This is a genomic window from Nocardiopsis sp. iso_40, assembly GCF_056173285.1.
Genome location: NZ_CM149666.1, coordinates 3,773,787 through 3,785,562 on the forward strand (window position 1 = coordinate 3,773,787; position 11,776 = coordinate 3,785,562).

General features: G+C 70.3%; 11 protein-coding genes. 6 read left to right on the plus strand and 5 right to left on the minus strand.

All coding sequences use genetic code 11. The features are described from left to right. Positions 1 to 144 precede the first annotated feature (144 nt). Both AC0VYD_RS16530 and AC0VYD_RS16535 read right to left on the minus strand, forming a co-directional pair. Positions 145 to 702, minus strand: a complete 558-nt coding sequence (locus tag AC0VYD_RS16530; RefSeq protein ID WP_475476421.1) for a barstar family protein — start codon at positions 700 to 702, stop codon at positions 145 to 147. A 265-nt stretch (positions 703 to 967) separates the two neighbouring features. After that, positions 968 to 2,197 (minus strand): acyl-CoA dehydrogenase family protein, encoded by a 1,230-nt coding sequence (locus tag AC0VYD_RS16535; protein ID WP_475476422.1) that lies wholly within the window; start codon positions 2,195 to 2,197, stop codon positions 968 to 970. 255 nt (positions 2,198 to 2,452) lie between these two features. On the opposite strand from AC0VYD_RS16535, the gene AC0VYD_RS16540 reads away from it, so the two are divergent. Beyond that, entirely contained in the window at positions 2,453 to 3,613 is a 1,161-nt protein-coding gene (locus AC0VYD_RS16540) for an alpha-hydroxy-acid oxidizing protein (RefSeq protein WP_475476423.1), read from the plus strand. Positions 3,614 to 3,670: 57 nt separating this feature from the next. Here the strand turns inward: AC0VYD_RS16540 and AC0VYD_RS16545 are convergent, their stop codons facing one another. Further along, on the minus strand, positions 3,671 to 5,125 hold the full coding sequence (locus AC0VYD_RS16545; RefSeq protein WP_475476424.1) for a helix-turn-helix domain-containing protein: 1,455 nt from the start codon (positions 5,123 to 5,125) through the stop codon (positions 3,671 to 3,673). 217 nt (positions 5,126 to 5,342) lie between these two features. Here AC0VYD_RS16545 and aceA point away from each other — a divergent pair, with 217 nt between their 5' ends. From aceA to AC0VYD_RS16560, 3 genes are all read left to right on the plus strand, one after another. Further along, positions 5,343 to 6,641: an isocitrate lyase gene (gene aceA / locus AC0VYD_RS16550; RefSeq protein WP_191271940.1), complete on the plus strand. Its 1,299-nt coding sequence runs from the start codon at positions 5,343 to 5,345 to the stop codon at positions 6,639 to 6,641. Between the two features lie 320 nt (positions 6,642 to 6,961). Further along, positions 6,962 to 7,207 carry a hypothetical protein gene (locus AC0VYD_RS16555; protein WP_475476425.1) on the plus strand — a complete coding sequence of 82 codons (246 nt, stop codon included), beginning with the start codon at positions 6,962 to 6,964 and terminating at the stop codon, positions 7,205 to 7,207. Positions 7,208 to 7,291: 84 nt separating this feature from the next. After that, positions 7,292 to 8,131 (plus strand): CPBP family intramembrane glutamic endopeptidase, encoded by an 840-nt coding sequence (locus tag AC0VYD_RS16560; RefSeq protein WP_475476426.1) that lies wholly within the window; start codon positions 7,292 to 7,294, stop codon positions 8,129 to 8,131. A 78-nt stretch (positions 8,132 to 8,209) separates the two neighbouring features. Here the strand turns inward: AC0VYD_RS16560 and AC0VYD_RS16565 are convergent, their stop codons facing one another. Both AC0VYD_RS16565 and AC0VYD_RS16570 read right to left on the minus strand, forming a co-directional pair. Then, positions 8,210 to 8,926: an ABC transporter permease gene (locus tag AC0VYD_RS16565; RefSeq protein WP_475476427.1), complete on the minus strand. Its 717-nt coding sequence runs from the start codon at positions 8,924 to 8,926 to the stop codon at positions 8,210 to 8,212. A gap of 58 nt (positions 8,927 to 8,984) precedes the next feature. Then, positions 8,985 to 9,875: an ABC transporter ATP-binding protein gene (locus AC0VYD_RS16570; RefSeq protein WP_475476428.1), complete on the minus strand. Its 891-nt coding sequence runs from the start codon at positions 9,873 to 9,875 to the stop codon at positions 8,985 to 8,987. Between the two features lie 157 nt (positions 9,876 to 10,032). Between AC0VYD_RS16570 and AC0VYD_RS16575 the strand changes: the two genes are divergently transcribed. Then, on the plus strand, positions 10,033 to 11,148 hold the full coding sequence (locus AC0VYD_RS16575) for a sensor histidine kinase (protein WP_475476429.1): 1,116 nt from the start codon (positions 10,033 to 10,035) through the stop codon (positions 11,146 to 11,148). A 19-nt stretch (positions 11,149 to 11,167) separates the two neighbouring features. Next, positions 11,168 to 11,770, plus strand: coding sequence for a response regulator (locus tag AC0VYD_RS16580; protein WP_475476430.1), 603 nt, complete (start codon positions 11,168 to 11,170; stop codon positions 11,768 to 11,770). Positions 11,771 to 11,776 lie beyond the last annotated feature (6 nt).

An 11,776-nucleotide genomic window follows, 5' to 3' on the forward strand; every position in this document is an offset into this window, starting at 1 on the left:
GGCGGTGGTCGCCGCACGCGCAGGCACCGGTCACGCGCGGCGGCCTCTCCGAAACGGGACGGCGAATCCGCTGACGGGCCACGGACCGGCGGCCGCCGGTCCGTGGCCCGGACCCGGCGGAGAAGCCACCGCACAGCCTCCCTGTCAGTCCTCGAACACCAGGTGGAGAGGGGGACTCAGGGAGGACTCGGCCGCGTACCTCTCCAGCGACTCCCGCAGGGTCTCCGCGTCGTCAGGGAGCGTTCGCACCAGATGCGGCCAGCCCGTGAGGCGGATGGCCCCCGGCAGCTGCACCAGTCCGGTGATCGCGTCCCAGAACGCGTCCCAGTTGTGCCCGTACATGTCCGGGAAACCCAGCTCCCGCTTCAGCAGGCATCGGAGCCCGCGTGCTGAGGACACGTCGTGGAGGGCGATGGTCACGTCGAGGGTCTCCGCCGAGTCGTTCAGGGTGAAGACCGCCGGTTCCCGGGCACGCAGCACCGCGTCCCGCAGGTGGGAGATCCCCGCCGCCGCCTCGGGGCCGTTCTTCGTCAGACCGCCCCATCCCACGACGTGGACGACCTCGTGCAGGGGACCGGCACCGAGAACGGCCCGCTCCAGGGTCGGCCAGTCACCCCGGGCCGACCAGGGAACCCGCAGGGCGTTACCGAGGATGCGACGGACCTCCTCGTCCTTCCACTCCTCGACGAGATCGACGATCATTGCCCTCCCGGCAGACGAAAAGCGACCATACCCGCGGTCCTGTTCCGAGACGTCATCCGTGTCCGCACGACAGGCCCTCCCGGTCCTCAGCACAACACTGATTCCAGGAACGGCCGACAGGCCCCGTCAACGCAGGGAACGAGGGCCGGGCACACGCATCGTGTCCGACCCTCCACCGTTCCCGAGTCCTCTCCGTGTCCGTGCCAGCCGGTGCGGCACGCCCCGGAAGACGCTCACGAAAGGTACGCCCCGAACCGCGCCGACGTCACCGGATCGGCAGACCCGTGATCTGGCGGCCGATGATGAGTTTCTGGATTTCGCTGGCGCCCTCGAAGATGGTGAAGATGGTGGCGTCGCGGTGCCAGCGCTCGACGGGGTACTCGCGGGTGTAGCCGTTGCCGCCGAGGATGCGCAGGGCGTTCTGGGTGACGAAGGTGGCGGTCTCGGAGGCGAACAGTTTGCTCATGGAGCCCTCGGCGTTGGCGAAGTCCTTGCCGTTGCGGGCCATCCAGGCGGCGCGCCACACGAGCAGGCGGGCGGCGTCGATGCGGGTGGCCATGTCGGCGAGCAGGAAGGCCACGCCCTGGTTGTCGCCGATGGGTTTGCCGAACTGCTCGCGCTGGGTGGAGTAGTCACGGGCGTACTCGTAGGCGGCCCGGGCGGTGCCCACGGCCATGACGCCGACGCTCGGCCGGGAGGCCTCGAAGGTCTTCATGGCGGCCTGGCCCTTGGAGCGTTTGCCCTCGCGGGCGCGGGCGAGGCGTTCATCGAGTTTGTCCTTGCCGCCCAGCAGGCAGGAGCCGGGGATTCGGACGTCGTCCAGGACGACCTCGGCGGTGTGCGAGGCGCGGATGCCGTGTTTGGCGAACTTCTGTCCCTGGGACAGCCCCGGGGTGTTCGGCGGGACGATGAACGAGGCCTGTCCGCGGGAGCCGAACTCGGGTTCCACCGAGGCGACCACGACGTGGACGTCGGCGATGCCGCCGTTGGTGGCCCAGGTCTTGACGCCGTTGAGGACCCACTCGTCCTTGGCCTGGTCGTAGACGGCGCGGGTCCTGATCGCGGAGACGTCGGAGCCGGCGTTGGGCTCGGAGGAACAGAACGCGCCGAGCTTGACGTCGTCGGCGGTGCCGAACATCTGCGGCACCCACTCGAAGAGCTGTTCCTGGGTGCCGTTGGAGGCGACCGAGACGGCGGCCAGTCCGGTACCGGTGATGGACAGGGCGATGCCCGGGTCGCCCCAGTAGAGCTCCTCGAAGGCGACGGGGATACCGAGACCGCTCGGCTCCAGCCACTGGTTGGCGAAGAAGTCGAGCGAGTACAGCCCGATCTTGGCGGCCTCCTGGATGATCGGCCAGGGGGTCTCCTCGCGCTCGTCCCACTCGGCCCCGGCGGGGCGGATGACATCGGCGGCGAACCCGTGGGCCCAGTCCCGGACGTCGCGGACGTCCTCGCTCAGTTCCAGGCTGAAGGCGGGTGCGGTGGCCTCACTCATGCGCTTACATCCTTTGTCGAACCCTCCGGGGACGGAGGGGCGGCCTATGCGTGTTACCAACGGTAACAGTTTTGGGTTTCACGTTGGAAGGGGGCATCGACGTCTCGGCGGACACGGGACCGGCACATGGTTCGACGCTGCTGCGAGACCCCGGGGGCGCTCGTCCCGGCGCCGGGCCCCCGCGGATGTTGACAGGCGAGCACCTCCGCTCGGATGATGCCGCTCACATCCCCACCCCCTTCCCCGGAGGCGTTCATGGCACCGCGCTACGGCGACTACCAGCTGGAGATCTACCTGAACGGCCTCACCGGCGTCGTTCCCTCCCACCCGATGACCTTCGCCGAGCTGGAGCAGCGGGCGGCCCGGACACTGCCGTCGTGGGTGTGGTCCTACGTGGCCGGAGGCGCGGGCGACGAGCACACCCAGGAGGCCAACGCCGCGGCCTTCCGGCGCTGGGGCCTGTACCCGCGGATGTTCGTGGGGGCGGCCGAACGCGACACCTCCGTGGACCTGTGCGGCGTCCGGCTGCCCTCGCCGCTGATGATGGCTCCGGTGGGGGTGGTGGGGCTGTGCGCACAGGACGGGCACGGCGATCTGGCCACGGCCGAGGCGGCGGCCAGGACCGGGGTCCCGATGATCGCCTCCACCCTGTCGCAGGACCCGATGGAGGAGGTGGCGTCGCGGTTCGGGGACACACCCGGGTTCTTCCAGCTGTACACGCCCACCGACCGGGAACTGGCGGCGAGCCTGGTCTCGCGCGCCGAGGCGGCCGGGTTCCGGGGGATCGTCGTCACCCTGGACACCTGGATCACCGGGTGGCGTCCGCGCGACCTGGCCACCGCGAACTTCCCGCAGCTGCGCGGGCACTGCCTGGCCAACTACACCTCCGATCCGGTCTTCCGCGAGCGGGTGGGGGCGGACGCCTCCCCCGAGGAGGTGGTCGCGCACTGGACCGGCATCTTCGGCAACCCTCTGACCTGGGACGACCTTCCGTGGTTGCGGTCGCTGACGGATCTTCCGCTGTTCGTCAAGGGCATCTGCCACCCCGATGACGCGCGTCGGGCCGAGGACGGGGGCGTGGACGGCGTCTACGTGTCCAACCACGGGGGCAGGCAGGCCAACGGGGGTATCCCGGCACTGGAGTGCCTGCCGGACGTGGTCGCCGCCACGGACCTGCCGGTCGTCTTCGACTCCGGGGTGCGGTCGGGCTCGGACGCGGTCAAGGCGCTGGCGCTGGGGGCCACCGCGGTCGCCGTGGGGCGTCCCTACGTGTACGGCTTGGCGCTGGGCGGCGCGGACGGGGCGGTGCACGTGCTGCGGTCGATGCTGGCCGAGGCCGATCTGCTGATGGCGGTGGACGGCTACCCGTCACTGTCCGACCTGACCCCGCGGGCGCTCAGGGAACTGCGGGGCTGAACCTCCCTGCCCCGGCGGGCGCGCCGTTCCCGCCGGGGCAGGGCGGTGCCCGCCGGCTCAGTCCTGGCCGTACCCGTCCTGGCTGTGGTTGTCCAGGAACGTGTAGACGTCGTGTTCGTCCACGCCGGGGAAGGTCCCGGAGGGCAGGGCCGACAACACGTGGGAGTGGGCGCGGGCCGAGGGCCACACGTTGCCCTCCCAGCGGGTGGCCAGCTCCGCGGGCGGGCGCACGCAGCACTCCCCGTTGGGGCAGTTGGACTTGGTGCGGTTGGTGGTCTCGCGCCCCCGGAACCAGCGGGACTCCTTGTAGGGCACACCCAGGGTGATGGCGAAGTTGCGCTCCCGGCTGGGGTCGACGTGCGCCACGCACCAGTGGGTCCCGTTGGGCTTGTCCGTGTACTGGTAGTAGATCGAGTACCGGTCCGGCGACTGGAAGACCTGGCGCCCCGACCACTGGCGGCACATCCGCTGGCCCTCGATGGCGCCGGTGTCGTCGGTGGGGAAGACCAGCCCGTCGTTCTCGTAGGCCTTGTAGATGATGCCGGTCTCGTCGTTGCGGATGAAGTGGCAGACCAGGTCCAGGTGGCGGTGGGCCAGGTTGGTGAACCGGTGCGCGGCCATCTCGTAGGAGACGGAGTAGACGTCGCGCAGGTCCTCCACGGACAGGTCGCGGGCCTTCTTGGCCTCCTGGAGGTAGGTGACGGCGGTGCTCTCGGGGATGAGGACGGCCGCCGCGAAGTAGTTGGCCTCCACCCGCTGGCGCAGGAAGTCGCCGAAGTCGCGGGGCCGGTCGTGGCCGAGGATCACGTGGCCCAGGGTCTGGAGCAGGATCGTGCGCGGGCTGTGCATGCCCAGCGTGGTCTCGCGCTTGAGGTAGATGCGCCGGTTGATGTGGTCGGTCAGGGAGCGCACCGAACGGGGGAGGTCCTGTACGTACTTCAGGGAGAACCCGTGGTGGGTGGCGATCGAGAGGATCTGCCCCTGGGAGAGGGGGCCGGCGGTGTAGTTGACCGCGGCCAGGGTCTCGGCGGCCGCGGTCTCGATGTTCTCGAAGTAGTTGCCGCGCTCGCGCATCTGCCGCCGCAGGTCGGCGTTGGCCCGGCGGGCCTCCTCCGGGGTGGCGGTGGGCTTGGCGTGGCGCCGCTTGAGCTCGTCGTAGAGCCCCACGATGTGTTCGAGGACGTCGTTGGGGACCCGCTTGCCCACCTTCAGGTGCGGGAGGTTGAGGCCCTGGTAGAGGGGGTCCCGCTGGGCCTCCTCGACCGAGATCTCCAGCTGCGCGCGACGGCTCGGGGGCTGCTTCGACAGAAGTTCCTCGATCGACACCCCGAGGGCGGAGGCAAGGGACGTGAGCAAGGAGAGCTTGGGTTCACGTTTTCCGTTCTCCAGCAGCGAGAGCTGCGAGGGCGCCCGCCCCACGCGTTCACCCAGGTCAGACAGGGTCATCCCGCGCGTCTTGCGCAGGTGTCGGAGCCTCTGACCAAAGGTGACGAGATCCAGGTCACCTGTCAAAGACGGTATTTCTTCAGCACCAAAGTACGCCATGGCTTCATCTTACGGAAAGAATCGACGATCTTCACACGATTTTGAGTGGAAAACTCTTGGATCTTCGCTAAGAATCATAGTTACCGGCGGGGAACTTACCGCTCAGGGATCACCCCCTGACCCTGGAAGGCCTCCCTCGACCGGTGCGAACACCTTGGGGACTACACGTAAGGCGGGAACGAACATGAGCACCAGCGCTCGACGTCAGGAAGCCAGCGCCGAACTCCAGCGCGACTGGGAGACCAACCCGCGGTGGGCCGGTATCGAGCGCACCTACTCCGCTGACGACGTCGTCAAGCTGCGCGGTTCGGTCACCGAGGAGCACACTCTGGCCCGCCGGGGCGCCGAGCGTCTGTGGGACCTGCTCCACACCGAGGACTACGTCAACAGCCTCGGCGCGCTGACCGGTAACCAGGCGGTCCAGCAGGTCCGCGCCGGTCTGAAGGCCATCTACCTCTCCGGGTGGCAGGTCGCTGCCGACGCCAACCTCTCCGGCAGCACCTACCCGGACCAGAGCCTCTACCCGGCCAACTCGGTTCCGGCCGTCGTCCGCCGCATCAACAACGCGCTCATGCGCGCCGACCAGATCACCTGGTCCGAGGGTGACGACACCGCCCCCGAGTGGCTGGCCCCGATCGTGGCCGACGCCGAGGCCGGCTTCGGTGGCGTCCTGAACGCCTACGAGCTCATGAAGGGCATGATCGCCTCGGGCGCCGCGGGCGTCCACTGGGAGGACCAGCTCGCCTCCGAGAAGAAGTGCGGTCACCTGGGCGGCAAGGTCCTCATCCCGACCAGCCAGCACGTCAAGACCCTGAACGCCGCCCGCCTCGCCGCGGACGTCGCCGGTGTCCCCTCCCTGGTCATCGCGCGGACCGACGCCCAGGCCGCGACCCTGATCACCAGCGACATCGACGAGCGCGACCAGGCCTTCACCACCGGTGAGCGCACCGCCGAGGGCTTCTACCGCTTCCGCAACGGTGTCGACGCCTGCGTCGCCCGCGGCCTGGCCTACGCCCCGCACTCCGACCTGCTCTGGATGGAGACCGCGACCCCGGACCTGGAGGTCGCCCGCAGCTTCGCCGAGCGCATCAAGGCCGAGTACCCGGACCAGATGCTGGCCTACAACTGCTCGCCGTCCTTCAACTGGAAGCGTCACCTCGACGACGCGACCATCGCGAAGTTCCAGCGCGAGCTGGGCCACATGGGCTACAAGTTCCAGTTCATCACCCTGGCCGGCTTCCACTCGCTCAACCACTCGATGTTCGACCTGGCCAAGGGCTACGCCAAGAACGGCATGACGTCCTACGTCGAGCTCCAGGAGGCCGAGTTCGCGTCCGAGGCCGACGGCTACACCGCCACCCGCCACCAGCGCGAGGTCGGCACCGGCTACTTCGACGCGATCAGCACGACCATCTCCCCCGAGGGCAGCACCACCGCCCTCACCGGCTCCACCGAAGAAGACCAGTTCTCAGCGGCTCACTGACCCTGGTCTTCGTTCCCCAGAGGTCGTCCCTCCCCGCTTTCGTGGCTGGGGCGGGGCGGGACGACCTCGCCCCCCTAGCCGTCGGCCATGCGCGATCCGTGTCACACGCGCATGGCCGGCGGCTTTTCCGTGTGCTTTTCCTCCGGTTCCCGGCCTCCCCGTCCATGTCGGTGCGACGCGCGTATACGGTGTCTCCAGCAACGGGTAACGAAACAGTCAAGCCCGTCTCGCGCCAGGCCTCTCCGGCCGTCGTCGCGGGGCACGGGGGCTCTCCAGCCGACTGACCCGGGGCGTACACCCGCCGACCACACGGAGCTGACGTGAAACTCGAAGACATCAGCAGGGCGACCCTCGCCACGACCCGCCGCGTAGTGGCCTCGGGCGCGATCGCCGCGGTCGCCGTGTTCGGCGTCGCCGCCTGTGAGGGCACCGACGACCTCGAACAGGAAGTCAGGGACGGCGTCGAGGAGGAGATCGAGAACGGCATCGACGACCTGGAGCAGGGTGTCCGGGACGGCGTCGAGGAAGGCGTCGACGACGCCCTCGGCGGCGGCGAGGACAACTAGTCCGCGAACCCGGGGCGGCCGGTGCGGTGACCACACGTCATCGCACCGGCCGCCCCCCTTGCCGCCAGCGCGTAGATTCGACGGGTGAGCGACAGAACCCACCGGAACCCGCGCGGATCGGAACCCTCCCCCTCCGAGGGCACGCGCGCGACGGCCTCAGTCCCGAATCCCCTCCCCGGCCGCTCCATGCTGCGCTGGGAGGTGCTGTGCGTGCTCGCACTCTCCCTGGGCGCCGCCGCGGTGTCGGCGACGATCTCCTTCCTCGGCGTACTCACCGCACCAGAGTCGATGGCCGACCAGACCGCCAGCCTCATCCGGTCCCGCGCCGAGGACCGTCCCTGGCTCGACCTGTCCTTCCAGCTGTACGCGGTGGTCTTCGCGCTCGCCCCGGTCGCGCTGGTGGTGTACCTGCTGCACCGGAGCGGGGAGTCCGCGCGCACGATCGGCTTCGACCTGCGCAGGCCCGGTTTCGACGCGTGGAGCGGGGCCGCCCTGGCCGCGCTGGTCGGCGCCGGCGGCCTGGTCGTGTACCTGGTCTCCTGGCAGCTCGGGCTGACCCGCACCATCGTGCCGAGCACGTTGGACGGCAACTGGTGGGACACACCGGTCCTGCTGCTCCAGGCGCTGAAGAACGGGATCCTGGAGGAGGTGATCGTCGTCGGCTACCTGCTGCACCGGCTGGGGCAGGCGGGCTGGTCGCCCTGGAGGGCGGTGCTGGCCAGTTCGGTGCTGCGCGCCTTCTACCACCTGTACCAGGGGGTCGGGATGTTTTTCGGCAACCTGGTCATGGGGCTGGTGTTCGGCTGGTTCTACCTGCGCTACGGCCGGGTGATGCCGCTGGTGGTGGCGCACACGGTGATCGACGTCGTGGCGTTCGTGGGGGCGGTGTACCTGATCGGCCGGATCGACTGGCTGCCGGTCTGAGCCCTGCCCCGCCAGCGCCGCCGTGCCCCTTCCGTCCGCGGCGGCCGGCGGCGCGCCCCAGGACCCGCGAGCGGGCGGTCAGGCACGCGGTTCCCAGCGGAAGAACCGGGCGGCCAGCGCGAGGGCCACGACGACCCAGGCCAGTGTGGGCGCCAGGAGCCACAGCGAGTCAACGGCCGCCGTACCCCCGTTCCAGGCGTTGACGACCAGCTCGCTGGCCGAGCCGCCGGGCAGCAGCCGCTTGAGCAGGGTGAGTTCCCCGGTCCCGGTGAACCCCACCCAGCCGGAGACGGCAAGGGTGCCCACGAGCACGGGCAGCGTGGTCACCTGGGCGTGGTCGGGCGAGTTCGTCACCCCGGCCGTGGCCAGCCCCAGACCGACCATCATGGCCACCACCGAGAACACGGCCGCGGCCAGCAGGAAGGGGTGGGCAGGAGCCTCGGCGAACACGGTCAGCGCGCCCAGGACCACGGCGGTCTGGACCAGCGTGATGACGGTGACCGGAAGCAGCAGCCCGGAGATGATCTCGCCGTCGCCCGCCGCGGTGGAGCGCAGCCGCTTGAGGAAGAGGTTCTGCCGGCGGGAGGCGAGCGTGGTCACCGTGGTGCTGTAGAGCCCCAGGGCCACCACGAGGAACACCAGGATCGCGGCGGTCGCCCCCAGGTCCAGGGCCGGAACGAGGTCGTACAGGTAGATGTAGAAGGCGCTGAACGCCGCGGGCAGGACGAGCATGGTGACCAGGACCAGGCGGTTGCGGAAGATCTGGATCAGCTCGCTCCGAGCGATCGGAAGCATGGCGGGAATCCTTCGGTGCGGGTGCGGGTGCGGGTGCGGGCTTACTGGAAGTGCGGGCTCAGGCATCGGCGGTGTCGAGGGCACGGAAGACGTCGTCCAGCCGGGTCGGTCCGGCTTCGAGCCCGCGCAGCTCCACCGCGTTGTCCCGCGCCCAGTCGAGCAGGGTGTGCAGGTCCTTCTGCAGGCCGGGTGTCTCGACGAGGAACGACCCGTCGCCCTCGCGCACGACCGGCAGCGGCAGTTCCGGGGCGGTGTGCGGCAGGGAGAAGCGGATCACGGCCGGCAGGGTCCGTGTGAGTTCGGCGACGGTCCCCTCCCTGCGGAGGCTGCCGCGGTGCATCAGCCCGATGCGGTCGGCGCGCTGCTGGGCCTCCTCCAGGTAGTGCGTGGTGAGCACGACGGTGGTCCCCTCCTCGCGCATCCGGTCCACCGCGGTCCACAACTCGTCCCTGGAGTTGATGTCCAGGCCGGTGGTGGGCTCGTCCAGGAAGACCAGTTCGGGTGTTCCGTACACGGCGGTGGCGAAGTCCAGGCGCCGCTTCTCACCGCCGGAGAGCTGGGCCACCCTGGTCCGGGCCTTGCGGGTGAGGCCGACGAGGTCGAGCACGCGCCGGACCTCGTCCGTGCGCCGGGTGAGCGCCCCGATCAGCCGGACCGACTCCTGGACGGTCAGGTCCGGGGAGAACCCGCTCTCCTGCAGCATGACGCCCGTCCGGGGGCGCACGGCCCGGTGTTCGCGCGGGCTGCGTCCGAACACCCGCACGGTGCCCGACGAGGCGGGCCGGTGGCCCTCGACGGTCTCCAGGGCGGAGGTCTTGCCCGCCCCGTTCGTGCCCAGCAGGGCGTAGAGCTCTCCTTCGCGGACCTGGAAGGACAGGTCCCTGACGGCGTGGAAGTCGCCGTACCTGACGTTCAGGCGTTCGACGTCGATGACCGGTGTGTTTGGCATGCCCCCATCCCAGCCGTTCGCGTGCCCCGGCGGCAGTGTCCTCGTGTCAGGTCCGCACCGTGACTTTCACGGGGGTGCGGGCATGACGTGGCGTCACTGGTGGCGCCGGGGGCCTGCGTGAATACTGGGTTCGGTCCCGATCGACGGAAGGTCACTCATGGTGCGCGAACAGGACGAGGCGACGCCGGAGCAGCTGCGCGTGCTCAACGTCGGTCTGGTGTCCGGGTCGCTGTCCTCCGTCGGCACACTGCTGGTGGTCACCGAGGCCAAGACCTGGTGGGAGGCCCTGCTGCTGGCCTCGGGGCTGGTCGCAGCCCTGTTCACCGTGAACCTGTCGACGGACAGGTCCGGCCTCGGGGTGCTGCTGCCGGGCCTGGCGGTCACCGCCGTGGTGTGGCTGCTGGGGGTTGTGGTCACCGGTTCCTCCACGGCCGCCTTCAGCCTCGCCGTGGTGTGCACCCTGGTCGTGCAGCGGCTCCCCCGCCGCCGACGCGCCGCGGCCCTGGCCATGGCCGCCTTCGGCGCGGCGGTGATCACCGCCGCGGCCCTGTTCCGGGACCTGTCCCCCGCCGACCTCCTGCTGCACCAGCTCCTCGTCTCCGCCGCCGTGGCCGTGACCGGGATCGTACTGGTGTCCCTGGTCCGAGCGGTCTCGGACCTCGTGGCGGAACTGAAGCGGTCCCGGCGGCGCGAGGCCGAACTGGCCGTGGCCCGCGAGCGGGTGCGTTTCGCAAGCGACCTGCACGACGTCCAGGGGCACACGCTGCACGTGGTGAAGCTGAAGGTCGCCCTGGTCCGCAAGCTGCTGCGCGCCGACCCGGACCGGGTGGAACGGGAGCTGGCCGAGGTGTACGACCTGGTCGGCGACACCATCGGGCGGACCGGGGAGCTCGCCCACGCGCAACGGCGGCTGAACCTGTCCGCCGAGCTGGAGAACGCCAGGAACCTCTTCGAGGCCGCTGGTATCTGGGTGGCCGTCGACCGCCGGGGCGAGGTCGACCCACGGGTGGGCGAGCTGCTCGGCCAGGTCCTGCGCGAGACGACGACCAACATCCTGCGGCACGCCCAGGCCGCACAGGTGCGGGTCACCCTGTCGGAGCGGGGCATCACCGTCACCAACGACGGCGCCGGGCGCGAACCGCTCACCGGGCTGCGCGGGCTCTCGGCCCTGCGGGAGCGCGTGGGCGAGCAGGGCGGGCAGCTGACCGCGGAACGCGCCCAGGGGTGGTTCCTCACCTCGGCGGAGTTCCCGGCACCGGGCACCGCACCATGACGACGTGGAAGGACGACCGATGACCACCGTGGTCCTGGCCGACGACGAGGCCCTGCTGCGTTCGGCGCTGGCGGCGCTACTGCCGCTGGTGGGGGACGTCACCGTGCTCGCCGAGGCGGAGGAGGGCTCGTCGGCCGTGGCGGCCACCCTGCGGCACCGGCCCGACGTGCTCGTCATCGACCTGGAGATGCCCGGGGTCGACGGACTCGAAGCCGTCACGCGCGTCCGGCGCGAGCTGCCGGACCAGGTGGTCCTGATGCTGACCCGGCACGCGCGCCCGGGGGTGCTGCGCAGGGCGCTCAGGCTCGGGGTGCAGGGTTTCGTCAGCAAGTCGGCGGAGCCGGAGCACATCACCTCGGTCATCCGGACCCTGGCCGGGGGCAGGCGGTGGATCGACCCGGACGTGTCCGCGCTCGCGGTCATCGACGACTGCCCGCTCACCGAGCGGGAGCTCGACGTCCTCCGGGGGACCCGGGAGGGGTACTCGGCGGCGGAGATCTCCGGGCGGCTGCACCTGGCACAGGGCACGGTGCGCAACTACCTCTCCAGCGCGATGCACAAGACGCAGACCCGGACCCGCCACGAGGCGGCCCGCTACGCGCACGAGCACGACTGGCTCTGAGCGCGC